At 73.0% G+C, this 23,414-nt stretch carries 20 protein-coding genes; 2 read left to right on the forward strand and 18 right to left on the reverse strand.

Translation table 11 applies throughout. The annotated features are described in order from the left end of the window. Positions 1-26 precede the first annotated feature (26 nt). The 10 genes from lepB (ACZ58X_RS33535) to proS form a co-directional block, all read right to left on the reverse strand. On the reverse strand, positions 27-1,031 hold the full coding sequence (gene lepB, locus ACZ58X_RS33535) for a signal peptidase I (protein ID WP_470337355.1): 1,005 nt from the start codon (positions 1,029-1,031) through the stop codon (positions 27-29). 242 nt (positions 1,032-1,273) lie between these two features. Then, positions 1,274-2,221: a signal peptidase I gene (gene lepB / locus ACZ58X_RS33540; RefSeq protein WP_470337356.1), complete on the reverse strand. Its 948-nt coding sequence runs from the start codon at positions 2,219-2,221 to the stop codon at positions 1,274-1,276. Further along, positions 2,205-3,065 (reverse strand): signal peptidase I, encoded by an 861-nt coding sequence (lepB, locus tag ACZ58X_RS33545; protein ID WP_470337357.1) that lies wholly within the window; start codon positions 3,063-3,065, stop codon positions 2,205-2,207. The genes lepB (ACZ58X_RS33540) and lepB (ACZ58X_RS33545) overlap by 17 nt, the downstream gene beginning before the upstream one ends. A 77-nt stretch (positions 3,066-3,142) precedes the next feature. After that, positions 3,143-3,493 carry a 50S ribosomal protein L19 gene (gene rplS / locus ACZ58X_RS33550; protein WP_030056776.1) on the reverse strand — a complete coding sequence of 117 codons (351 nt, stop codon included), beginning with the start codon at positions 3,491-3,493 and terminating at the stop codon, positions 3,143-3,145. 153 nt (positions 3,494-3,646) lie between these two features. Then, positions 3,647-4,465, reverse strand: a complete 819-nt coding sequence (trmD, locus tag ACZ58X_RS33555; protein ID WP_470337392.1) for a tRNA (guanosine(37)-N1)-methyltransferase TrmD — start codon at positions 4,463-4,465, stop codon at positions 3,647-3,649. A 146-nt stretch (positions 4,466-4,611) separates the two neighbouring features. Further along, on the reverse strand, positions 4,612-5,172 hold the full coding sequence (rimM, locus tag ACZ58X_RS33560) for a ribosome maturation factor RimM (RefSeq protein ID WP_470337358.1): 561 nt from the start codon (positions 5,170-5,172) through the stop codon (positions 4,612-4,614). A 227-nt stretch (positions 5,173-5,399) separates the two neighbouring features. Then, positions 5,400-5,639, reverse strand: coding sequence for an RNA-binding protein (locus ACZ58X_RS33565; RefSeq protein WP_030056773.1), 240 nt, complete (start codon positions 5,637-5,639; stop codon positions 5,400-5,402). Positions 5,640-5,641: 2 nt separating this feature from the next. After that, positions 5,642-6,070 carry a 30S ribosomal protein S16 gene (gene rpsP / locus ACZ58X_RS33570; protein ID WP_470337359.1) on the reverse strand — a complete coding sequence of 143 codons (429 nt, stop codon included), beginning with the start codon at positions 6,068-6,070 and terminating at the stop codon, positions 5,642-5,644. Between the two features lie 432 nt (positions 6,071-6,502). Further along, a complete protein-coding gene (locus ACZ58X_RS33575) occupies positions 6,503-7,081 on the reverse strand; it encodes a hypothetical protein (protein WP_188307074.1) in 579 nt (192 codons plus the stop codon). A 444-nt stretch (positions 7,082-7,525) separates the two neighbouring features. Next, positions 7,526-8,938, reverse strand: a complete 1,413-nt coding sequence (gene proS / locus ACZ58X_RS33580) for a proline--tRNA ligase (protein ID WP_470337360.1) — start codon at positions 8,936-8,938, stop codon at positions 7,526-7,528. 392 nt (positions 8,939-9,330) lie between these two features. Between proS and ACZ58X_RS33585 the strand changes: the two genes are divergently transcribed. Beyond that, a complete protein-coding gene (locus ACZ58X_RS33585; protein ID WP_470337361.1) occupies positions 9,331-10,035 on the forward strand; it encodes a class I SAM-dependent methyltransferase in 705 nt (234 codons plus the stop codon). A gap of 85 nt (positions 10,036-10,120) precedes the next feature. Here the strand turns inward: ACZ58X_RS33585 and ftsH are convergent, their stop codons facing one another. From ftsH to nsdA, 7 genes are all read right to left on the reverse strand, one after another. Further along, positions 10,121-12,043 carry an ATP-dependent zinc metalloprotease FtsH gene (gene ftsH, locus ACZ58X_RS33590; protein WP_470337362.1) on the reverse strand — a complete coding sequence of 641 codons (1,923 nt, stop codon included), beginning with the start codon at positions 12,041-12,043 and terminating at the stop codon, positions 10,121-10,123. Between the two features lie 127 nt (positions 12,044-12,170). Next, positions 12,171-12,713 carry a GNAT family N-acetyltransferase gene (locus tag ACZ58X_RS33595; RefSeq protein ID WP_470337363.1) on the reverse strand — a complete coding sequence of 181 codons (543 nt, stop codon included), beginning with the start codon at positions 12,711-12,713 and terminating at the stop codon, positions 12,171-12,173. A 177-nt stretch (positions 12,714-12,890) separates the two neighbouring features. Continuing rightward, on the reverse strand, positions 12,891-14,459 hold the full coding sequence (ffh, locus tag ACZ58X_RS33600; RefSeq protein ID WP_470337393.1) for a signal recognition particle protein: 1,569 nt from the start codon (positions 14,457-14,459) through the stop codon (positions 12,891-12,893). 146 nt (positions 14,460-14,605) lie between these two features. Then, positions 14,606-17,041 carry a [protein-PII] uridylyltransferase gene (locus tag ACZ58X_RS33605; protein WP_470337364.1) on the reverse strand — a complete coding sequence of 812 codons (2,436 nt, stop codon included), beginning with the start codon at positions 17,039-17,041 and terminating at the stop codon, positions 14,606-14,608. A gap of 172 nt (positions 17,042-17,213) precedes the next feature. Further along, the gene (locus ACZ58X_RS33610; protein ID WP_350508264.1) at positions 17,214-17,552 is read right to left on the reverse strand and encodes a P-II family nitrogen regulator; all 339 of its coding nucleotides are present in this window, start codon (positions 17,550-17,552) and stop codon (positions 17,214-17,216) included. Further along, a complete protein-coding gene (locus ACZ58X_RS33615; RefSeq protein ID WP_470337365.1) occupies positions 17,552-18,949 on the reverse strand; it encodes an ammonium transporter in 1,398 nt (465 codons plus the stop codon). The genes ACZ58X_RS33610 and ACZ58X_RS33615 overlap by 1 nt, the downstream gene beginning before the upstream one ends. A 356-nt stretch (positions 18,950-19,305) precedes the next feature. Further along, a complete protein-coding gene (nsdA, locus tag ACZ58X_RS33620; RefSeq protein ID WP_470337394.1) occupies positions 19,306-20,802 on the reverse strand; it encodes a transcriptional repressor NsdA in 1,497 nt (498 codons plus the stop codon). Between the two features lie 595 nt (positions 20,803-21,397). On the opposite strand from nsdA, the gene ACZ58X_RS33625 reads away from it, so the two are divergent. Beyond that, entirely contained in the window at positions 21,398-22,075 is a 678-nt protein-coding gene (locus ACZ58X_RS33625) for a bifunctional DNA primase/polymerase (protein ID WP_470337366.1), read from the forward strand. 93 nt (positions 22,076-22,168) lie between these two features. Here ACZ58X_RS33625 and ftsY read toward each other — a convergent pair whose 3' ends face one another. Next, complete coding sequence (gene ftsY / locus ACZ58X_RS33630) at positions 22,169-23,389, reverse strand: signal recognition particle-docking protein FtsY (protein WP_470337367.1); 1,221 nt, start codon at positions 23,387-23,389, stop codon at positions 22,169-22,171. Between the last annotated feature and the right edge of the window lie 25 nt (positions 23,390-23,414).

A 23,414-nucleotide genomic window follows, 5' to 3' on the forward strand; every position in this document is an offset into this window, starting at 1 on the left:
AAGGGTCGGGGAGGAACAGCTGGAGCTCAGGACTCCTTCCGGCGCTCCGTCCGGGCCCGCGCCCGACGCACCAGCGGAAGCAGTGCGACGGCCCCCACCGCACCGACCACGGGGGGCGCGACCGGCAAGGCCGCCGCCAGGCCCTTCTGGTCGAAGGTGTCCGGCACCGGGAGCGTGGACCAGTGGCCGATCGGCCAGGCCACCACGAAGGCGCGACCGATCACGTTGTCCACCGGCACGGACCCGCCGCCCGGCTGGTCCATGTGGAAGCGGGAGTCCAGCGAGTCCGCGCGGTGGTCGCCCATCACCCAGATCCGCCCGTTCGGCACCTTGATCGGGCCGAAGGGCTGAGTCCCGCAGGGGGTGTTGCCCGGGTAGATGTACGGCTCGTTGAGCGCGACGCCGTTGACCTTGACCGGCCCGTCGTCCTTGCACTCGACGGTGTCGCCGCCGACCGCGATGACCCGCTTGATCAGGTCCTTCTCGTTGGCGGAGGGCATCAGCCCGACGAAGCTGAGCACGTCCTGGACCCCGCGGACGAAGGAGTTGCTGCTCTGCTGGGTCGGCTCGTCGCCCAACCAGCCGCCCGGGTCGTGGAACACCACGACGTCGCCGCGCTCGGGCTCGGCGCCGAACCACGGGGTCAGCTTGTCCACCAGCACGCGGTCGCCCACCTGCAGCGTGTTCTGCATCGACTCGGACGGAATGGAGAACGCCTGGACGAAGAAGGTCTTGATCACCAGCGCCAGGATCAGTGCGATGCCGACCAGGATCGGCAACTCCTTCAGGAAGGAGCGCTGCTTGCGCGGCTTGGCCGGAGCCTCCGACTCCGACCCGTCGGTCGGCCCGCTCTCCGGCTGCCGGGGCTCCGCCGGGCCGTCGGCCCCGCTCCCGTGCTCGTCGGCGGTCTGGGCGGCCGCGTCCTCGACCGCGGCGGAAGGCGCCGAGGACTCGGCAGACCGGGTCACCCGACCGCCCGGGCCCTCGGGTTCCCCGGCGCCTGAGCGGGCGCCGATCACCAAATCCCCCACAACGTCTCCTCCCTGCTGTGCGGACGCCTGCGCGCCCGCGCTCAGAGTGCCGCACAGCGGGCACCACGCTCACCACGACCATGAACGCATCAGGATTGCCCACAGCAGGCTCTCCTGACACCAACCCGGCCCCGGCGCACGGCCGGGACCGCTCCCGGCCGCACCTGCACTTCTCTATCACTCCAGGGCATCCGGCTCGCGGTTCCACACGCGCCGTCCGGCCGTCCGACGACCGGAGCGGCTCACCGCGGAGGCCGCCCCGACCGGCGAACGACGAACGGAAGGATGCCCAACACACCCATAACGAGCGGTGGTTCCAATGGAACCGGCCCAATGCCCATCGATTCCGGCGCAGTTCCGCCGGGCCGCGAGGTCGCGGCGAGAGAGGAGAGTGAACCGGGTTCGGCGAGTTGATGGATCCGGCCCAGCGGCCACCCGATCATGAAGGCGCGACCGACCACGTCGCTCAGCGGGACGGTGCCCTGCCCGGGGTTGCCCATGTGGAAGCGGGAGTCGGCGGAGACGTCGCGGTGGTCCCCCATCACCCACAGCCGCCCCTTCGGCACCGTCACCTTGAACGGCTGTCGGGACGGCGGGTTGCCCGCCGCGAGGTACGGCTCGTCCACCGCCCGGCCGTTGACGCTGAGCCGCCCCTGCGGGTCGCAGCACTCGACGGTGTCCCCGCCGACGCCGATCACGCGCTTGATCAGGTCCTGCTCGTTGTCGGACGGCAGCAGCCCGACGAAGGTCAGCACGTGCTTCGCCGGGCCCAGGACCGGACCGTCCTCGGAGGCCTTGTGATCGTTCTCCAGCCAGCCGCCCGGGTCCTTGAACACCACCACGTCGCCGCGCTGCGGCTCACTGCCGAACCAGGGGGTCAACTTGTCCACCAGCACCCGGTCCCCGACCTGGATGGTCTGCTCCATCGAGCCCGAGGGGATCACGAACACCTGGATCATGAAGGTCTTCATCACCAGTGCCACCAGCAGGGCCACCAGGATGATCAGCGGGAACTCGCGCAGCAGCGAGCGCTTGCGCCGTCGGGCCGCGCGGCGGGCGCTGCGGCGACGATCGGCGCGGCCGCGGACCGGCGCGACCGGTTCGGCCCCGGACTCCCCCGCTTCGCCCCCGTTCCCGCCCGGTTCCGGAGCCGGTCGGTCGGCGACCCGGCCCCTACCCCTGGTCCCCACGGCCACCAGTCCCCGGGACGGCGGCGAAGGCCGCGGGACGGTCCAGGCCGGTCAGGCGCGAGAACGGGTAGACCACCCAGTCCGCCCGGCCGATCACCTTGTCCTCGGGCACGAAGCCGCCGCCGGGCTCCCCGAGGTGGTCGCGGGAGTCCCGGGAGGCGCTCCGGTGGTCACCCAGCACGAACAGCTTGCCGTTCGGCACCAGGACGTCGAAGGCCACGGCGGACGGCTGGTCGCCCGGGGCCAGGTAGGCGCGCTCGTCGAGCGGCACATCGTTGACGGTGAGCGGCGCCCCCGGGCCCGTGCTCCGCACCCGGTCCCCGGCGACGCCGATCACGCGCTTGACGTAGACCGTGTCGCCGGCCGGGACCAGCCCCAGCTCCCGGCCGACCGAGCGGAGACCGTCCCAGAACCCCGGCGGCTCGGCCGAATCGCGCAGGAAGGAGCCCGTCCCGTCGAAGACCACCACGTCACCGCGCTGGGGATGCCCGCCGAAGGCGTAGGCGAGCTGGTTGGCGATCAACCGGTCGCCGGGCTGCAGGGTGTCCTCCATCGAGCCCGAGGGCACCGAGAACGGACGGGCCACGAAGGCGTTCACCAGGAGCAGGGCCGCCAGACAGATCCCGACCAACAGCAGCAGGTCCCGCGAGCGCGACCGCCCGGGCTCCTCGACCTCGGCCCCGGCCCCGGCCTCACCCTCGGCTCCGTCCCCGTTCTCGGGCTCAGCCCCGGCCCCCGCCGACTGCCGCTCCGGCTCGGAAACGACCGCGGACCGCGACAGCGAGTCCGCACCGGTGGGTGCGGGACTGCCGTCGCGGTCCGCGGGTGGTTCGTGCGTGCTCATCGGGCGCAGAGCTTACCTTGCGGTGGCCCGGTCCCTCGGAGCGCTCCGGTCCCCCGGCGCGGCCGGGGGGCGGTGGATCAGCGGTCGCGCTTCTCCTTGATCTTCGCGGCCTTGCCGCGGAGGTCACGCAGGTAGTACAGCTTGGCGCGGCGAACCGCACCGCGGGTCACGACCTCGATCTTCTCGACGACCGGGGTGTGCACCGGGAAGGTGCGCTCCACGCCGACGTTGAAGCTGACCTTGCGGACGGTGAAGGTCTCACCGATGCCGGCGCCGTGGCGGCGGATGACGACGCCCTGGAAGACCTGGACACGGGAGCGGTTGCCCTCGATGACCCGGACGTGAACCTTCAGGGTGTCACCGGCGCGGAAGGCCGGGATGTCGGTGCGCAGCGAGGCCGCGTCGACAGCAGCGAGCTTGTTGCTCATGTTGCTCTCCATCGCAGGCGCCACGGGCCGCCCACGGAAGTTCGTCACAATGGGGTGAGCTGCGGGCCGCATCGGCTGACGGCGGCCCCCCGTGGCGGGGGCGCCGGTCCACGTGCCCCCTACGGAAGGGGGCCAGCGACAGACAGCAGCGGCCTATTCTTCCACATCGACGGCCGTGGACCGAAATCGGCCGAGCTCCTCGTCCCAGGCCAGGCCCAGGACGTCGAGCGCCGCCCGGTCCTTCTTGTCGAAGGCGCCGTACTGCCAGCGCCCGACCAGATCGGGCCGGTTGGCCAGGGTGCGGGCGAAGGCCTGCTCCCGCCGCCAGCGGGCGATCTTGCCGTGGTTGCCGCTGAGCAGGACGTCCGGGACGGTCCGGCCGCGCCACTCGGCGGGCTTGGTGTAGACCGGGCCCTCCAGCAGGTCGGCCATCGCGCCGGGCGCGAAGGAGTCGTCCCGGTGCGACTCGGCGTTGCCGAGCACGCCGGGCAGCAGCCGGGCGATCGCCTCGACCATCACCAGCACCGCGACCTCGCCGCCGGCCAGCACGTAGTCGCCGATCGAGACCTCGACCACCGGCATCCGGGTGGCCGCCTCCTCGATGACCCGGCGGTCGATGCCCTCGTACCGCGCGGGGGTGAACGCCAGCCAGGGGCGCCCGGCCAGTTCCTGGGCGAGCTCCTGGGTGAACGGCCGCCCGCTGGGCGTGGGAACGACCAGGGTGGGCACCTCGCCCTCGGGGCCGCCGGCCACCACCGCGTCCAGCGCCTCGCCCCACGGCTCGGGCTTCATCACCATGCCGGGGCCGCCGCCGTACGGGCTGTCGTCCACCGTGCGGTGCACGTCGTGGGTCCATCCGCGCAGGTCGTGGACGTGCACGTCCAGCTGGCCGCGGGCCCGGGCCTTGCCGACCAGCGAGATGTTCAGCGGCTCCAGGTACTCCGGGAAGATCGAGACGACATCGATCCGCATCCCCGACTGGACGCCCGGAGTGACCACCGGGGCGGTCTCCGGGGCGCTCTCCGGGGCGGCCTCCGCAACGACCGTCGGGGCGGCCTCCGCAGCGGCTGTCGGAGCGGCCTCCGCAACGACCGTCGGGGCGAGGTCCTGCTCGGCGCTCACTCCGACTCCTCCGGCTCCTCCGAAGCACCGCCGGCGACCTCGGCCTCGTCGAGGTCGATCAGCCCGGGCGGCGGGGTGATCACGGCCCGCTGGTTCTCCAGGTCGATGGTCGGCACGATCTGGGTGACGAAGGGCACCAGCACCTCCGTGCCGTCGGCCTTCTCCACCGTGAGCAGGTCCTGGTACGGCAGGTGGACGACCGCGGTCAGCTCGCCGACCCGGGTGCCGTCGAGCAGCACCACGTCAAGGCCGACCAGCTGGTGGTCGTAGTACTCCTCCGGATCGTCCGGACGCTCCTCCGGGTCGACCTCGGAGATCAGCACGGTGCCCCGCAGTGCCTCCGCCGCGTTGCGGTCCTTGACGCCGGCGAAGCGCAGCAGCAGCCGACCGCTGTGCACTCGGCCGGACTCGACGGTCAGGGGCCCGGCCGAGGCCGGGTCGGTGAGCAGGACGGCACCGGGGCCGAGCCGGAGTTCCGGCTCGTCGGTGCGGACCTCGACACTGACGTCCCCCCGGATGCCGTGGGCACGGCCGATCCTGCCGACGACGAGCTGCACGGTGATCGTTCTCCTGGAGTTGCTGGGCGAGAAGGCAGGGACAAAGGCTGGTGACGAACACCGGTGACCAGCACCGGTGACCAACAGCGGCGGCCGGGACCGGTGACGAAACCGGTGGCCCGGACCGGTGACGGAGCTGAGGCCGGCGGCCGGAGACAGAGAAAGGCCGACCGGGACGACATGCGTCCCGGTCGGCCTCAAGCCCGACGGCTGAACGAGCAGCTGCGTCAGCGAATGTTGTCCACGTCGACCAGGTCGACCCGGACGTTGCGACCGCCGAGGGCGCCGACCACGGTGCGCAGTGCGCGCGCCGTGCGGCCACCCCGGCCGATCACCTTGCCGAGGTCATCGGGGTGCACCCGCACCTCGATGGTGTTGCCCCGACGCAGGTTGCGCGAGCGCACCTGTACCTCGTCGGGGTGCTCGACGATGCCCTTCACCAAATGGTCGAGGGCGTCCTCGATCACGATCAGGCCTCGGCGCCGGCGTCGGCCTCAGCCTCGGCCTTGTCCGACTTCTTGGCCTTCGGGGTGATGGCGACACCGGTGGTGGCGTCCTCGAAGCCGGCGACGGCCTTCGCGAACAGGTGCGAGAAGTCCTCGACCTTGGGCTCGGCGACCAGCAGCGGCGCCGGGGCCGGCAGGCCCTTGAACTTCTGCCAGTCACCGGTCAGCTTGAGGATGGCGAGCACCGGCTCGGTCGGCTGGGCGCCGACGGACAGCCAGTACTGGGCGCGGTCGCTGTCGACCTCGATCTTCGAGGGGTTGTAGGTCGGCTGGTAGATGCCGATCTCCTCGATCGCGCGGCCGTCACGCTTGGTGCGCGAGTCGGCGACGACGATGCGGTAGTGCGGGGCGCGAATCTTGCCGAGACGCTTGAGCTTGATCTTGACTGCCACGGGAGTGGATTCTCCTGGTGTTGACGTGGGTGAGCGGTCTCGCCGTCCGCGTGGGGTTGCGGGGCGGTCCGCTCAAGGGACACGCCAGCCGTAGGAGAGAGGGGTCCTGCTCGGCTGCCGAGTACTCAGCTGTCCATTCTGCCATATCGGCGGCAGGGCTCTTCACCCGGCCTTCGCAGACGGAGCCGGGGAGCACCTGCACCGGAGCTGGGAAGCATCTCGAGCCGGAGCCGAGGGAGGAGCCGGGGAGCACCTCGGGCGAAGGCACCTCGGGCGGAGCCGAGGGGGCCGGGCCGGAGCAGGGGGAACCGCTCAGGGCTCGACCGGGAGCCCCCGCTCCCGGTCAGCCCACGGACTCATCGATGCCACCGGTGCCGATCATTCCGGCCGAGCCGACTGCCCGCACAGTCGCCGACCGGTCCCGACCCCGGATTACGCGATCTTGAACGGCTGCTGGCACGCGCCGCAGACGATGGACGCCTGGGCGAGCACCGACGGCACGACCCGGACGTTGCGCCCGCAGCCGCAGACCGCCTTGACCCGGACGCCGCCCCCGGAGGAACCGTGCCGGGCGGCCGGGCCGCGGAACGCGCGGTTGGTGCCGTCGCCGGCCACCGCTTCCTGGTGCGCGCCGAGGGCGCGGTCCAGCCGCTCGATGGTCTCGGCGTAGCGCTCCTGCGTCTCCTTGAGCATGGTCACCTGGGAGAAGCCGCTGCTGGCGTGCGGCTCGACCGGGTGCGCCAGGCCCAGCTCGGAGGCGAGCATCAGGAAGCGCCGGTTGTGGTAGCGGCCGGCCCGCGAGGTGTCCCGGATGTCCCGGGCCGCGGCCAGACCGTGGGCAGCCTCGTGGAGGAGCCGCTCGAAACCGAGCCGCGTGCCACAGGCCGAGGAGGACTCGCCGATCAGTGCCTCGGGCGAGGCCAGGTCGGGGAGGTCCTGGTGGTAGGCCTGGATGTCGCTCCAGGCGGCGGCCAGTTCGGCCGCGAGGACGAGGGGCTGTGTCGTGCTCACGCTAGACCAACGATGCAGAGTGCGCCGATGTTCCGCATGTTCCCGTTCTCCGGGAATTCCCAGGGAACTCCCAGGAATGCACGACTGCGCGCGAATTGCGCGTTCCGGATCTGAGGCAAGACCAACCCCCTGCGGGTTTCGGCCCGTCGCAACGTCGGCGGGCCTCGTGAATTCCGTCCGGGGAGCGGGCTGTCGCCCCCTGGACGTACGGCCCGTGGACCCGTCGAAGTTGACAGGGCCACGGGCCGTACACCGTACCGCTATTCCGTTAATACCGGCAGTTGACCGGCCAGTAGGGATGTAACCTACTCGGCCCCCTCCGGCAGAGTTACCGGATTCTTACCCACCCGCATTCCGGGCAAATGTCGCCGCCACCGGTCATTACCCGACGACCGCCGACATCGGTGGGCGGCACGCGATCAGTACGCGCACGCCACGATCACGTCAGTACGAGCGGGCGACGATCGCGATATTGCCGTCCTGGTCGTCCGCCTGCGGCACCGAACCGTCGGCCGCGACGATGCAGCGCACCGTGACGCCCTGCTCGGCCAGCTTGGCCTCGCCCTCCGGGCCGAGGTCGGCCCAGGAGATCCGGGCCCAGCCGGTCGCGGCGGCCTCCACGGCCTCGTCGAGGGTCTTGACGTCGACGGTGCGGGACTCGCGGCGCTCGCGGGACTGGCGCAGCAGCAGCGCCTGGTCCTCCTCCAGGAGGCCCGGCAGCAGGGCGGCCAGCGCGTCGATGGAGACCGGCTCCTTGCCGCCCGGGATGCGGCGGGCCAGCATCGCGGTGCCGTTCTCCAGGTCGCGCGGGCCGACCTCGATGCGCAGCGGAACGCCCTTGAGCTCCCAGTCGACGGCGCGGCGGCCGAACGGGGTGTCGGTGCGGTCGTCGACCACGACCCGGATGCCGACGGCCTCCAGCTGGGCGCCGATCTCGCGGACCTTGGCGATGACGGCGTCGTCGCCCTTGATGGCCAGCACCACGGCCTGGACCGCGGCCAGGCGCGGGGGCACCCGCAGACCGTTGTCGTCGCCGTGGGACATGATCAGGCCGCCGACCATGCGGGTCGAGACGCCCCAGGAGGTCTGCCAGACGTACTCGCGCTCGGCGCCCTGCAGCTGGTAGGTGGTGTTGAACGCCTTGGCGAAGTTCTGGCCCAGCTCGTGGCTGGTGCCCATCTGCAGCGCCTTGCCGTCACCCATCATGCCTTCGAGGGTGAGGGTGTTGATGGCGCCGGCGAAGCGCTCCTTGGCGGTCTTGCGGCCGAGCACGACGTCGATGCCGAGCACGTTGGTCATGAAGTCGCCGTAGACCTGGGTGTGGATCATCGACGCGTACGCACGGGCGTCCTCGTAGGTGGCGTGGGCGGTGTGGCCCTCCTGCCAGAGGAACTCGGTGGTGCGCAGGAAGACGCGCGGGCGGAGCTCCCAACGGACCACATTGGCCCACTGGTTGATCAGCAGGGGCAGGTCGCGGTGGCTCTGCACCCACTTCGAGAAGTACTCGTTGATGATGGTCTCGGAGGTCGGCCGGACGACGACCGGCTCCTCCAGCTGCTTGCCGCCGCCGTGGGTGACCACCGCGAGCTCGGGCGCGAAGCCCTCGACGTGCTCGGCTTCCTTCGTCAGGTAGGACTGCGGGATGAACATCGGGAAGTAGGCGTTCTGGGCGCCCGCCTTCTTGATGCGCGCGTCCATCTCCTGCTGCATCCGCTCCCACAGGCCGTAGCCGTACGGTCGGATGACCATGGTGCCGCGCACCGGACCGTTGTCGGCCAGCTCGGCCTTGTTGATGAGGTTCTGGTACCAGCGCGGGAAGTCTTCCGCCTGAGGGGTGAGAACGGGTGCCTTAGCCATGGGCGGAATGGTACGGGGATCGGCCCCCTCACTTCGAATCGGTATCACACCGATGAGGGGGTGAGGACACCCTCAGTCGTGGCACACCGACCGCAGGGCGCCCGCAGGGGGCGCACGACCGCGACACGCGCGCACCACCCTGCACCCCTCTGGACGCCGGGCCCGACCCGCTGTTGGCTGGAGTGGGGCGGGACTTTGGGGGAGCCGTAGCTGCACACCGAAGGACCGGATGGGAGGCCGCGATGGCTTCAGCTCGGACGACCGGCACGACCGCACGACCAGGGACCGCACGACCGGCGGGCGCACGACCGACCGGCGCACGACCGCACCACCCCCCGCAGGAGGCCGCGGGGCCCGCGCGGGCGCGCGACTGGGCGGAGATCCAGGAGCGCATGCTGGTGCCGCTCTACGAGGCGGTCTACGACCGCCTGGAGGTCGGCCCGGCGAGCAGCGTGCTGGGACTGGGCTGCCGGTCCGGACTGGCCCTGCTGCTGGCCGCCGGACGGGGCGCCCAGGTCGCCGGGCAGGAGCCGCGGGACGAGCTGCGCGAACTGGCCCGGGGCCGTCGGCTGCGGGTGTGCGCAGGGGCCCGGCTGGCCGCCGCCGTCCCCCGCTCGGCCCATTCGCTGGTGACGGTCTTCGACCAGTTGCCCGGCTCCGCCGAGCCCGGGCCGGTGGTCGCCGAAGCGGCCCGGCTCACCCTCCCGGGCGGGCACGTGGTGCTCGCCGCCTGGGGACCGCGGGAGCGCTGCGAGAGCGCCCCGGTGCTGGACGCGGCCCGCCGGACGGCCGGGCGGACCGCCGCGCGCGACCCGTTCGAACTGAGCGCGCCGGGAGCGCTGGAGGACCTGCTGGCCCCGGTCGGCCTGCGTCCGGCCGGCAGCGGCCGGGTGAGCTGCCCGTTCGCGTACCCGGACCTCGACAGCGCGGTGCGCGGCCTGCTCTCCACCGGGCTGTTCGAGGCGGCCGAGGAGTTCTCCGGCGCCCCGCTGGTGGCCAAGGAGCTGGAGGAGGCGCTGCAGCCGTACCTGCGCCCGGACGGCTCGGTCCGGATGGAGAACGTCTTCCGCTACCTGGTCGCCGAGCGGCCCCGCTGAGCGCGGGCGGCCCCGCCGGAGGCGGCTCGGGCGCACGGAAACCGGGGGCGCCCGCCACCACGGCGGGCGCCCCCGGTTCCCCGGCTCACGCCTCCTCTTCGGCGGCCTTCCGCGGCACCCCGGCGGCCCGGTAGGCCGCCTCCTCGTCCAGGGTCTCCGCCTCCAGCAGCGCCGCCGCCAGCGCGTCCAGCCGGTGCCGCTCCTCGTTCAGGATCCGCACCGCGTCCTCGTAGCACTCGGCGACGATCCGCCGGGCCTCCTCGTCCACCGCGTCCAGCGTGGTCGGCGCCGCCGAGAGCCCGTACGCGCCCTGGGCGTCCGCGGGCACGGCGGTGAGCCGTCCGACCCGCTCGCTCATCCCCCAGCGGCCGGCCATCCCGCGGGCGATGTTGGTGACCTGCTCCAGGTCGCTCTCCGCGCCGGTGGTGATCACCCCGTAGACCACCTGCTCGGCGGCCATCCCGCCGAGCGCGCCGATGATCCGGCCGCGCAGGTAGGGCTCGGTGTACGAGTAGCGGTCGTTCTCCGGGGTGGAGAGGGTGACGCCGAGGGCGCGGCCGCGCGGCACGATGGTGATCTTGCGGACCGGGTCCGCGCCCGGCTGGAGCATGCCCAGCAGCGCGTGGCCGCTCTCGTGGTACGCCGTCCGCTCGCGCTCCTCCTGCGGCATCACCAGCGGTCGAACGGCGCCGAGTTGGACCTTCTCCAGGGCGTCCGAGAGGTCCCGCTCGTTGACCGCGTCCTGCTGCCGCTTGACGGCCAGCAGGGCGGCCTCGTTGACCAGGTTGGCGAGTTCGGCCCCGGTCATCCCGGGGGTGACCTTGGCCAGCTGGGTGAGGTCGGTGTCGCCGGCCAGCGGGACGGTCCGGGTGTGGATGCGCAGGATCGCGGCGCGCCCCTCCCGGTCGGGCGGGCTGACGGTGATCCGGCGGTCGAAGCGGCCGGGGCGCAGCAGCGCCGGGTCGAGCACGTCGGCCCGGTTGGTCGCGGCGATCACGATGACGCCCTCGGAGCCGGTGAAGCCGTCCATCTCGGTGAGGATCTGGTTGAGCGTCTGCTCGCGCTCGTCGTGCCCGCCCATGCCGCCGCCGGCGCCGCGCTGGCGGCCGATGGTGTCGATCTCGTCGATGAAGATGATCGCCGGGGCGACCTTGCGGGCCTCGGCGAACAGTTCGCGGACCCGGCTGGCCCCGACGCCGACGATCATCTCGATGAACTCGGAGGCGGAGGCGGAGAAGAACGGCACGTCCGCCTCGCCGGCCACGGCCCGGGCCAGCAGGGTCTTGCCGGTGCCGGGCGGGCCGCTGAGCAGCACCCCGCGCGGCATCTTGGCACCGAGCTTGCGGTAGCGCTCGGGGTGCTTCAAGTAGTCGACCACTTCGGTGAGTTCGGCCTCGACCTCGTCGATGCCGGCCACGTCGGCGAAGGTGGTGCGCTTGCCCTGGTCGGCGGTGACCGGCTTGGGCGGGGCCTTGCGGCCGAGCGGCCCGCCGCCGAGTCCGCCGGCCATCCGGCGGGCCAGCAGCACCCAGATGAAGACCAGCAGCAGCATCGGGGCGAGCGAGAGCAGCAGGTTGGTCAGGAAGCTGCGCTGCTGGACCGGGGAGGTGGCCGTGACCTCGACGCCCTGCTGCTGCAGGGTGGTCCACAGGTTGTCGCCCGCGAAGGAGGGGCGCTGGGTGTCGAAGTCCGTGTAGTCGCCCTTGCCGCCGTCGGGTTTGGGCTGGGCGCTCTTGAGGGTGCCCTCGATCGCGTCGCCCTTGGCGTAGATCTTGGTGATGTTGCCCTTGTTCAGCTGGTTGTTGAACTCGGTGTAGGAGATCGTGGTGGCGCCCTCGTTGCCGAAGAACGACAGCAACAGGTCGGAGATCAGGAACACCACGAGTGCGGTGAGGACGAGGCCCGCCCAGCCACCGGGCATCCGGCGGCGGGGCGGCGGCGGGGGCGGGGCGCCCTCGGACCGCCAGGGCTGGTCGGGGGTCTGGCGCGGCGGCACGGGTTCGGTCACCCACCGGACGATACGGACAGCCGCTCGGGCGGGCCAACCGCAACGCCGCGCCCGGCTGCCCGTACGGCCGCACCCAGGCCCGTGCCCCTCGGCCTCCGACCAGCGGATATGACCTCCCGTCGGCGGACTACGCCGCGCCGCCCGGCCACTCCTCCGCGGTCAGCGCGAACCGCTCGTGGTCGCGCCAGTCCCCCTGGAGGAACAGCATCCGCGGGGTGTAGCCCTCGTGCCGGAAGCCCAGCCGCTTGGCCAGCGCGATCGAGCGCTCGTTCTCCGGCTGCACGTTGATCTCCAGCCGGTGCAGGCCCAATCCGTCGGCCGACTGCGGGGCGAAGCAGCGGTCCAGGATCAGCCGCAGGCCCTCGGTCATCCGCCCGGTGCCGGCGTACGGCAGGTACGAGTCGTAGCCCAGCGAGGCGTTGCAGAACCGGCCCATCACGATGTTGGCGACGTTCACCTTGCCGACCAGCCCGCCGGTCTCCCGGTCGATGATCAGGAACGTGCGCAGGCCGGCCCCCTGGCGGCCCAGCAGTTCCGGCAGCCCGTCCGGCTCGACCGGGTTCCACCGTCCGATGTGCTCGGCGGACCGTCGGACCGCCTCCGCGTACCCAACCTCGTCCTCGGCCCTCGGGGCCCTGATCATCACTCGCACGCCGACATCATCTGACATGCCGACATCATCCGGCACCACGAAGCCCGTCGGACACGGCAGCACACCCCGGAGCACCGGCCCCTCCGAGCCGCCCCGGACACCCGACGCCCGGATACGCCGAGGCCCCGGACACGCGAACGGCCCGCCGCCCGGAGAACTCCGGACGACGGGCCGCACAGCGGGACGCGCCGAGGACTACAGCAGGTCCTTGAACTCCTTGGGCAGTTCGAAGTCGGCCGGGCCCTTGCCCGCGCCGAGGCCGAACGCGCCGCCGCCCTCGGCCGGGGCCTGACCGGCGCCCGGGCCGAGCGCGCGGCGCTCGGCGGCCGCGGCCTCCTCCTGCGCCCGCTTCAACGGGTTGCCGCTCTTGCGCTTGCCCTTGGCCTGCGGGGCCTTCTTGCCGGACTTCTTCCCGCCGCCGCCCATGCCCGGGATCCCCGGCATGCCGGGCATGCCCTTGCCGGAGGCCATCGCGGACATCATCTTGCGGGCGTCGAAGAACCGCTCGACCAGGTTCTTGACCTCGCCGACCTGGACGCCCGCGCCCTTGGCGATGCGGGCCCGGCGGGAGCCGTTGATCAGCTCCGGCTCGGCGCGCTCGGTCGGGGTCATCGACTTGATGATCGCGCCGACCCGGTTGACGTCCTTGTCGTCGATGTTGTTGATCTGCTCGCGGATCTGGCCCATGCCGGGCAGCATGCCGAGCAGCTTGGAGATCGAGCCCATCTTCTGGACCTGCTCCAGCTGGGACAGGAAGTCGTCCAGCGTGAAGGCCTTCGGGCCGCCGCGCAGCTTCGCGGCGATCTTCTCGGCCTCGGCCTGCGAGAAGGTCTGCTCGGCCTTCTCGATCAGCGAGAGGACGTCGCCCATGCCCAGGATGCGCGAGGCCATCCGGTCCGGGTGGAAGGCGTCGAAGTCGTCGACCTTCTCGCCGTTGGAGGCGAACATGATCTGGCGGCCGGTGACGTGCGCGACCGACAGGGCGGCACCGCCGCGGGCGTCGCCGTCGAGCTTGGAGAGCACGACACCGGTGAAGTCGACGCCGTCGAGGAAGGCCTGCGCGGTGGTGACCGCGTCCTGGCCGATCATCGCGTCGACGACGAACAGGACCTCGTCCGGGTTCACCGCGGCGCGGATGTCCGCGGCCTGCTGCATCAGTTCCGCGTCGATGCCCAGGCGGCCGGCGGTGTCGACGACGACGACGTCGTACTGCTTCTGCTTGGCGTACTCGATCGAGTCCTTGGCGACCTGCACCGGGTCGCCGACGCCGTTGCCCGGCTGCGGGCCGTAGAAGGCCACGCCGGCGCGCTCGGCGACCACCTGGAGCTGGTTGACCGCGTTGGGGCGCTGGAGGTCGCAGGCGACCAGCAGCGGGGTGTGCTTCTGCTTCTTGAGCCAGGCGCCGAGCTTGCCCGCCAGGGTGGTCTTACCGGCACCCTGCAGACCCGCGAGCATGATGACCGTCGGGCCGCTCTTGGCGAACCGCACCCGGCGGGTCTCGCCACCGAGGATGGCGATGAGCTCCTCGTTGACGATCTTGATGATCTGCTGCGCCGGGTTCAGCGCGCCGGAGACCTCGACGCCGAGCGCCCGCTCCTTGACCTGCTTGATGAAGGCCCGGACGACCGGCAGCGCGACGTCCGCCTCCAGCAGCGCGATGCGGATCTCGCGGGCGGTGGCGTCGATGTCCGCCTCGCTCAGGCGGCCCTTGCCCCGGAGGTTCTTGAACGTCGCTGCGAGGCGATCGGAAAGGGTGTCGAACACGTCGTCGCGGGTCCTCTGCGGCATCGGTATCGGTACGGTCGTCGTCCCCCAGGGTATCCGGCCGCCCCGGGTACGGTCTCCACCCCCGTACGAGCAGCCCTCCACCGCCCGTGCCGGAGGCCCTCCGCGGCCCGTGCCGGAGGCCCTCAGCCCAGCGCCGACCGGACCGCCGACGCCACCTCCCGGGCCCGCTCGGCGTCCAGCGGCAGGCCCGCCGGATCGGTCAGGTAGAAGGAGTCGACGGCCTCCGCCCCCAGCGTGGAGACGTGCGCGGTGCGCACCCGCACCCCCGCCCCGTCCAGCGCCCGGCCGATCCGGTGCAGCAGCCCCGGGGCGTCGTGCGCCCGGACCTCCAGCACCGTCGCGGTCGCCGAGGCCACCGCGGGCGCCACCGTGACCAGCGGCGGCGGGGTCGGGATGCCCTTGCGGCGCGGGGCGGCGGCGTCCCGCTCGGCGAGCCGGCGGGAGACGTCCAGCGAGCCGTCCAGCGCCCGGCGCAGGTCCGCGCGCAGCCGGGCCGCCTCCGGCAGCTCGCCGAACTCGGCCGCCACCCGCCAGGACAGCAGCAGCACCGGGCCGGCACCGATCGGGTCCAGCTCGCGCAGGCCCGCCGAGCGGACGGTCAGCCGGTGCAGCGCCAGCACCCCGGCGACCGTGCCGAGCAGCCCGGGCCGGTCCGGGACGGCCAGGTTCAGTTCGACGCCCATCGGCTCGGTGTCGGGGTCCGCCCCCTCGGCCTGGGCCAGCAGCGACAGCGCGGGGGCGCCGGTGCGGGCGGCCTCGACCGCCAGCCGCTCCTGCTCCGCGCCGGGCGGCGCCTGCGCCGGGGCGGCCCCGCCGCCGGCCAGCTGCGCGGCCACCCGGGCCACCAGGCCGTCCACCAGGGAGGCCCGCCAGCTGCTCCACGCCGCCGGGCCGGTGGCCAGCGCGTCGGCCTCGGTCAGGGCGTGCAGCAGTTCCAGCTCCGGCAGGGTGCCGACCGCCTTGGTGATCGCCTCGACGGTGGCCGGGTCGTCCGGGTCCCGCCGGGTGGCGGTGTCCACCAGTGTCAGGTGGTGGCGGACCAGCACCGCCAGGGTCTCGGTGTCCTCGGCGGGGAAGCCCATCCGGGCGGCCAGGTCGCGGACGATCACCTCGCCGGCCTCGCTGTGGTCGCCGGGCCAGCCCTTGCCGAGGTCGTGCAGCAGCGCGGCGACCAGCAGCAGGTCCGGTCGGGCCACCCGGCGGGTCATCGCCGCGGCCCGGACCGCCGTCTCGACCAGGTGCCGGTCCACCGTCCAGCGGTGCACCGCGTTGCGCTGCGGACGGCAGCGGACCCGCTCCCAGTCCGGCAGCAGCCTGGTCACCAGCCCCTCCGCCTCCAGCGCCTCCCACACCGGGACGGCCGCCTCCCCCGCCCCCAGCAGGGTCACCAGCTGCTCGCGCGCCTCGTCCGGCCAGGGCACCGGCAGCGGGCGGCACTCGGCGGCCAGCCGGCGCACCGTCGCGTACGAGACGGTCAGCCCGTTCTGCGCGGCGGCGGCCGCGGCGCGCAGCGGCAGCACCGGGTCGGCGGCCGGGCGGGCGGCCTGGGCGAGCACCGCCTCGCCGTCCTGCTCGACCACGCCCTCGGCGAGCGGTCGGCGGGCGACCGCGCCCCGGGCCACCGCGCCGGCGCCCCGCCCGGCGCCGGTGAACGGGAAGCCCAGCCGGACGGCCCGGCGGCCCCGGCCGGACCGGGCGGCGAGCACCCGGTCCACCGCCCGCCAGGTGACGTCGCTCGCGTAGGCGATGGTCCGGGCGGCCTCGTAGACCTGGCGCAGCAGGGTGTCGGCGTCCAGCACGCCGAGCCGCTCGGCGACCTGGTCCTGGTCCTGGAGGCCGAGCCGCTCGGTGGCCCGGCCGGTGACCAGGTGCAGCGCGTCGCGGACGTCGGCGAGGCGCAGGGCGGCGGCGTCCAGTCCGTCCCGGGGCGCGTCGGCCAGCCAGGTGGCGGCGACGGCGTCCAGCGCGACCAGGTCGCGCAGACCGCCGCGGGCCTCCTTGAGGTCGGGCTCCAGCAGGAAGGACAGTTCGCCGTGCCGCTCGGCCCGCTCCCGGCCCAGTTCGCGCAGTTCGGGCAGCCGCGCGGGGGCGCTCGCGCGCCAGTCGGTGAACACCGCGGAGCGCAGCGCGGCGGTGAGTTCCCGGTCCCCGGCGAGGTGCCGGGCGTCCAGCAGGCCGAGCTGGGCCTTGAGGTCGGTGGCGGCCACCGCCCGGGCCTCGGCGACGGTGCGCACCGAGTGGTCGAGCTTGGCGCCCGCGTCCCAGACCGGGTACCAGATCCGCTCGGGCAGCTCACGGGGGATCGGGCCGGAGTGCAGCAGCAGGACGTCCAGGTCGCTGCGCGGGGACAGCTCGCCCCGGCCGTAGCCGCCGACGGCGACCAGCGCGACGCCGGCCGCCGGGGCTCCGGCGTCGGCGAGCAGCCCGGCCAGCCAGTCGTCGGTGAGCCGGGCGAGCGCGGCCCGGCGGGGGCGGCCGGTCAGCCCGGGGCGCTCCAGCAGCGCGGTCCTGGCCGCCGCGTGGCCGAGGGGGTCGGAGGGGCTGGTCTCGGTGGTCATGCGCGTGGGTCCCGTCCGTGGTGCGGATGAGCCGTCGTAGGGCTGGGCCGTCGGGGGCTGAGCCGTCGGGGCTGGGCGTCGCGGGGCCGAGCCGTCGTACGGCTGAGCGGGGATGCGCCGACGGGCGGACCCGCCCCGGGCAGGGGGCGGATCCGCCGGATCGGTCAGTGCCTCACAGGGCGTCCGGGCCGCGTTCACCGGTGCGGACCCGGACGGCCGTGTCGACCGGGACGCTCCACACCTTCCCGTCGCCGATCTTCCCGGTGCGGGCGGCCTTCACCAGGACGTCGATCAGGTCGTCGGCGTCCTCGTCCTCGACCAGGACCTCGATCCTGACCTTCGGTACCAGGTCGACGGTGTACTCGGCGCCCCGGTAGACCTCGGTGTGGCCGCGCTGGCGGCCGTAGCCGCTGGCCTCGGTGACGGTCAGGCCGTGGACGCCGAAGGCCTGCAGGGCGGCCTTCACCTCGTCCAGGCGGTAGGGCTTGATCACGGCGGTGATGAGCTTCATCAGGCGTCGACCTCGGTCTTCTCAACGGACGTCCCGGCGGACGTGTCGGCGGGCTTTCCGGCGGGCGGGTCGGCGGGCTTCCCGGCGGGCTTCCCGCCGTGCGCGGCACCGGCGCCCACGGTCGGGAGCGCCCGGGCCAGCCCCGCGCCGACGGCGCTGAAATCGTAGGCGGACTCGGCGTGTTCGGCCTGGTCGATGCCGGCCACCTCGACCTCCTCGGGGACCCGGAAGCCGACCAGCTTGTCGACCGCCTTGGCCAGCAGCCAGGACAGCACGAAGGAGTACGCGGCGACCACCGCCACGCCCATCGCCTGCTTGCCGAGCTGGCCCAGCCCGCCGCCGTAGAACAGGCCCTTGGCGGTCTGGCCGACCCCGCCGGTGGCGAACAGGCCGATCAGCAGCGAGCCGATCGCCCCGCCCACCGCGTGCACGCCGACCACGTCGAGCGAGTCGTCGAAGCCCCAGCGGTACTTGAGCGAGACGGCGGCGGCGCAGACGGCGCCCGCGATCAGGCCGATCGCCACCGCGCCGAGCGGGCTGACCGAGCCGCAGGCCGGGGTGATCGCGACCAGCCCGGCCACCGCGCCGGAGGCGGCGCCCAGCGTGGTGAACGCGCCGTGCTTGAGCTTCTCGAAGGCCAGCCAGCCGACCAGCGCCGCACCGGTGGCGACCTGGGTGTTCACCATCGCCATCGCGGCCACGCCGTTGGCGGCCAGCGCCGAGCCGGCGTTGAAGCCGAACCAGCCGAACCAGAGCAGCCCGGAGCCGAGCATCACCAGCGGCAGGCTGTGCGGGCGCATCGGGTCCTTCTTGAAGCCGACCCGCTTGCCCAGCACCAGGCAGAGCGCGAGGCCCGCGACACCGGCGTTGATGTGCACGGCCGTGCCGCCGGCGAAGTCGATCACGCCGTTGCGGTCGCCCAGCCAGCCGCCGTTGCCGTTGTCGAAGAAGAACACCCAGTGCGCGACCGGGAAGTAGACCACCGTCACCCAGAGCGCGATGAACAGGCCCCAGGCGGAGAACTTGGCCCGGTCCGCGATCGCACCGCTGATCAGCGCCGGGGTGATGATCGCGAACATCAACTGGAAGACCGCGAACGCCGTGACCGGGATCGATCCGGTGAGCTCGTTCAGCCCGATGTTGCGCATCCCGAGGAAGTCCAGGTTGCCGATCAGGCCGGCGAAGGAGTCGGGCCCGAAGCTGAGCGAGTAGCCGTAGAGCACCCAGAGCACGCTGACGATGCCGAGCGAGAGGAAGCTCATCGCCAGCATGTTCAGTGTGCTCTTGGCCCTGACCATGCCCCCGTAGAAGAAGGCCAGGCCCGGGGTCATCACCATGACCAGGGCCGCACTGATGAGTACGAAGGCGGTGTCGCCCGCGCTGAAGCCGTCCGGCATCGGCGTCTCCTCTGCGTGAGTGCCGCTCCACCCCCGGGTACCTGTCCCGTGCCACCCGGGGTGGCGGCGATGAAGAGGAGAGTGCCGAAGCCTGGTTTCGGCCAGTGCGGCCGGTTGTTTCGCGGCCGTGACGCGTGCGTCGCGCGGGTTACGGGCACGTGAACCGCGGCCCGGACGCGGGGCCGGATGGGTTACCGTGCCGCCTCACCGCACCGCCCGTACCGCCTCACCTCGGCTCGGCACCGCCTCAGCTCGGCGCCGCACCGCCCGGGCCGGGGCGCGCCGGGCCGCCCCCGACGTGCCACCGACCGTGACGGCGGCGGCCGTCACGGTCGGTGGAGCCCCGCCGGAGTCGCTCAGACCACCGAGACGAACTCCGGGATGTCCTGGACCACCCGCTCCTTGAGCCGGCTCACCGCGTCCACGCCCTGGAACCGGGCCGCCGCGGCCTCCGTGGTCTTGCGGACCCGGGAGTTCAGCCGCTCCGAGCGCACCTTGGTCGCGATGTCGACCGCCTGCTCGGCGTACCTCGCCGCCTCCTCGGCCTCCCGCTGCAGCAGGTGCACGCTGGCCATGCCGATCAGGTTGAAGGCGTACGACCGCACGTGGTCGTCGTCCTGCCGGAACAGGTCGACCGCGCGCTCCATCACCGGCGCCGACAGCGAGGCGTACAGCTGGGCGCTGTCCGAGTGGTACGCGAGGTCCCGGTAGGAGTGGGCGTTCTCGGCGTTCAGCTCGGCCGGCGAGAAGAACTTCAACCAGTCCGGGTCGCCGTCACCGTCGCGGATGTCGGTGAAGGTGTCCTCGGACAGCCGGATCGCCCGGGCGCAGCGGTTCACCTCGCCGATGGTGGCGTAGGCGCGCGCCTCCATCGCGTACAGCAGGGACTGCTGGCGCGGGGTGGCGGTGTCCCGGCTGCCGTACTGCGCCAGGTGGATCAGCTCCAGGGCGTCCTCGCCCCGGTTGAGGTGGATCATCTGGCGGCTCATGTCGGTGAGGATCAGCGCGCCGAACGGGCGGTCGCCGGCCTCCTTGGCCGCGTGCAGCGCCAGCACGTAGTACTTCTGCGCGCTCGGGTGCATCCCGACGTCGTACGACATCCACCCGGCCAGGTGGGCGAGTTCGGCGGTGAGCCGGAACAGCCGCTTGGTGGTGTCCTCGGTGTACGTCTCCTGCAGCAGGTCGGTGACCTCGTGGAGCTGGCCGACCACGGCCTTGCGGCGCAGCCCGCCACCGTTCTGGGCGTCCCACTGGCGGAACATGACCGTGGTCTGCTCCAGCAGTTCCAGCTCCGGTTCGGAGAGCCGGCCGGTGAAGGCCTCGCCGCCGTTGGCCGCGGTGAGGATCGGGGTGGGGACGCCGGTCGGGCCGGGCGCGAGCCAGCGCTGCATCGGCTCGATCAGCGCGGCGCCGGCGGTCAGCGCGAGGGAGGTGCCGAGGAAGCCCCGGCGGTTGAGCATCAGGTCGCTGCGGGAGTAGTCGCTGATCAGCTGGACGGTCTGGGGGGCGCTCCACGGCAGGTCGACGCCGCCGCCGACGGTGGAGACCGGGATGGCGGCGCGCAGGCCGAGGTCCTCGACCGAGACCACCGAGCCGAAGCGCTCCGAGAACAGCTCGGACATGATCTTGGGGATCGGCTCGCGCGGCTGTTCCCCGTCGAGCCAGCGGCGCACCCGGGAGGTGTCGGTGGACACGTGGTGGGCGCCGATCTGCCGGGCCCGGCGGTTGACCTGGCGGGCCAACTCGCCCTTGGACCAGCCGCTGCGGGCGAACCACGTGGTCAGCTTCTCGTTGGGTTGCTTCTCTGCCATGGGAACGTCCCCATCCCGCCCGGCCCCTGCGGGGCCCCCGATCGTGACCGCCCGACGGTTGCGGGCTCTTGCCAGACGTGCCGTGCCTGAGGTGTCGCGGTGCCGCGCGTACTGCCCTTGCGGTACCGCTCGTCGTACTGGTGTGCCATCGTCGCGGACGGTCCGTCAGATCCCCAACTCCCGTTCCCCGACGGCTCGGAGCAGGCGCTTCGACGACGTCCGTGTGCTGAACGTAGTGCCCCGTGAGGTACCCGTGGGAGCGCCCCTGGCGAAACGCCACCTTTCGCCACCCCCAGGAGTGAACCGAAGCCCGGGGGCAGGCGCTTGACTGGGTAGTCGCGACGGTCCGGCATATGCGGGCCGCCAAGTCCCCCGGCCAGCCCCGGCAGACCCGGCAGACCCCGCAATCCATCGCAGTCCCAGGCGAGTTCGACGCCCACTCGGGACGGCAACCGTCCCGCGCACACGACGATCCGGCATCGGCGCCGCCCCCACAAGGCGGCGCCCGAGGCGCACCACCGCAACAGGCGCACGCCAAGCGCTGCGCGCCGCCACCGCACCACGCACCACGCAACGGACAATCAACACACAGTCACCGTCCCGTAACCATCGGCAACGAGAACCTGTTGGGGGAGGCATGGACAACCTGTTCGGCGAACTTCGACTGGGGCACCTGCGGCTGGCACCGCTGGGCGCGCGCCGCCGCACCAAGGTCACCGCGTCCCGGGCCGCCGCGGAGTACACCGGCCGCTGGGGCTGGACCGTCGCCACCGGCGAACCGGCCGCCTGCACCAGCGCCCCGACCCGCTGTCCCTGCGGCTCCCGGCGCTGCGCCGCCCCCGGCCTGCACCCCGTACCCGGCACCACCGGGCGGGCCGACGCCGCCGGTGCCGAGGGCTCGGTGCTGTTCCCCACCGGCCGCGCCTTCGACGTGCTGGACGTCCCCGAGCCGGCCGGCCTCCAGGCCCTGGTCCGGCTGGAGCGGATGGGCACCCAGGTCGGCCCGGTACTGGCCCCGCCCACCGGCCGACTGCAGTTCCTGGTCTCCGCCGGCACCGCCCGCCGGCTGCCCGACCTGCTGTACCGGATGGGCTGGGACGACGCCGCGCTCGACCTCACCTGCCACGGCGAGGGCAGCTACGTCGCGGCCCCGCCCACCGTGCTCGGCGAACTCGGCCCGGTCCGCTGGCTGCGCCGCCCCACCCGCGACAACGCCGGCTGCCCGCCGGAGGCCCGGCTGCTGCTCGGCACCCTCGCGTACGCCTGCCACCGCAGCCGCGAGCGCACCGCAGAGCCCGCCTGGATCGCCTCGTAGGGCCCTCGCCTCGTAGGACCCCTCCCGGACCCCGGGCACGCGAAAGGGCCCGCCCCCCGGAGGAGCGGACCCCGACCGACGGGAGAGTCCCGGTCAGTCCCCGATCAGCGCGTCCACGAACGCACCCGGCTCGAAGGGCGCCAGGTCGTCCGCACCCTCGCCCAGGCCGATCAGCTTGACCGGCACGCCCAGCTCGCGCTGGACCGCGACCACGATGCCGCCCTTGGCGGTGCCGTCCAGCTTGGTCAGCACGATGCCGGTGATGTCCACCACCTCGGCGAACACCCGGGCCTGGATCAGCCCGTTCTGACCGGTGGTGGCGTCCAGCACCAGCAGCACCTCGTCCACCGGGCCGTGCTTCTCGACGACCCGCTTGACCTTGCCCAGCTCGTCCATCAGGCCGGTCTTGGTGTGCAGCCGGCCGGCGGTGTCGATCAGCACGGTGTCGACGCCCTCGGCGATGCCCTCCTTGACCGCGTCGAACGCGATGGAGGCCGGGTCGCCGCCCTCCGGGCCGCGCACGGTGCGCGCACCGACCCGCTCGCCCCAGGTCTGCAGCTGGTCGGCGGCGGCGGCACGGAAGGTGTCGGCCGCGCCGAGCACCACGGTGCGGCCGTCGGCGACCAGGACGCGCGCCAGCTTGCCGGTGGTGGTGGTCTTGCCGACGCCGTTGACACCGACGACCAGGACCACGGCCGGGCCCGCCTCGTGCTTGGTGGAGCGGACGGTGCGGTCGGCGTCCTTGCCGACCAGCTCGACCAGCTCCTCGCGCAGCAGGCCGCGCAGCTCGTCGGGGGTACGGGTGCCGAGCACCTTCACCCGGGTGCGCAGCCGCTCGACCAGCTCCTGGGTCGGGGCGACGCCGACGTCCGCGGTGAGCAGGGTCTCCTCGATCTCCTCCCAGGTGTCCTCGTCCAGGTGCTCGCGGGAGAGCAGCGAGAGCAGGCCCTTGCCCAGCGAGTTCTGCGAGCGGGAGAGCCGGGAGCGCAGCCGGACCAGCCGGCCGGCGGTGGGCTCGGGGACCTCGACGGCGGGCGCCGCCTCGGCCTCGGCCGGAGCCTCGACCACCACCTCCTCGGCGGTCTCGACGGCCTCGGGGAGCGGCACCTCCTCGACGGTGCGGCGGGGCGCCTCGGTCGGCGGCGCGGCCTCCTCGCCGACCTGGGGCTCCTGCGGGGTGGTCTTCGGCGCCGTGATGACCGGCGCCTGCGACTTCGGGGGCAGCTGCTGGCGTCGTCTGCCGGAAACGACGAGGCCGGCGATCGCGCCGACGGCGACCACGGCGATGACTACGGCAAGGATCACGTATTCCATAACCCGACCAGTATCCGTGACCGGA

This window comes from Kitasatospora sp. NPDC040550, from assembly GCF_055594965.1.

What these genes read in the sequence shown, in the direction of transcription:
- proS (WP_470337360.1), bottom strand. Translation starts at nt 8,938, where the DNA reads ATGGCTAAGGCACCCGTTCTCACCCCTCAGGCGGAAGACTTCCCGCGC.
- ACZ58X_RS33615 (WP_470337365.1), bottom strand. Translation starts at nt 18,949, where the DNA reads ATGCCGGACGGCTTCAGCGCGGGCGACACCGCCTTCGTACTCATCAGT.
- ACZ58X_RS33625 (WP_470337366.1), top strand. Translation starts at nt 21,398, where the DNA reads ATGGACAACCTGTTCGGCGAACTTCGACTGGGGCACCTGCGGCTGGCA.
- rplS (WP_030056776.1), bottom strand. Translation starts at nt 3,493, where the DNA reads ATGAGCAACAAGCTCGCTGCTGTCGACGCGGCCTCGCTGCGCACCGAC.
- ACZ58X_RS33585 (WP_470337361.1), top strand. Translation starts at nt 9,331, where the DNA reads ATGCTGGTGCCGCTCTACGAGGCGGTCTACGACCGCCTGGAGGTCGGC.
- ACZ58X_RS33595 (WP_470337363.1), bottom strand. Translation starts at nt 12,713, where the DNA reads ATGTCAGATGATGTCGGCGTGCGAGTGATGATCAGGGCCCCGAGGGCC.
- ftsY (WP_470337367.1), bottom strand. Translation starts at nt 23,389, where the DNA reads ATGGAATACGTGATCCTTGCCGTAGTCATCGCCGTGGTCGCCGTCGGC.
- ACZ58X_RS33605 (WP_470337364.1), bottom strand. Translation starts at nt 17,041, where the DNA reads ATGACCACCGAGACCAGCCCCTCCGACCCCCTCGGCCACGCGGCGGCC.
- ACZ58X_RS33610 (WP_350508264.1), bottom strand. Translation starts at nt 17,552, where the DNA reads ATGAAGCTCATCACCGCCGTGATCAAGCCCTACCGCCTGGACGAGGTG.
- lepB (WP_470337357.1), bottom strand. Translation starts at nt 3,065, where the DNA reads ATGAGCACGCACGAACCACCCGCGGACCGCGACGGCAGTCCCGCACCC.
- trmD (WP_470337392.1), bottom strand. Translation starts at nt 4,465, where the DNA reads ATGCGGATCGATGTCGTCTCGATCTTCCCGGAGTACCTGGAGCCGCTG.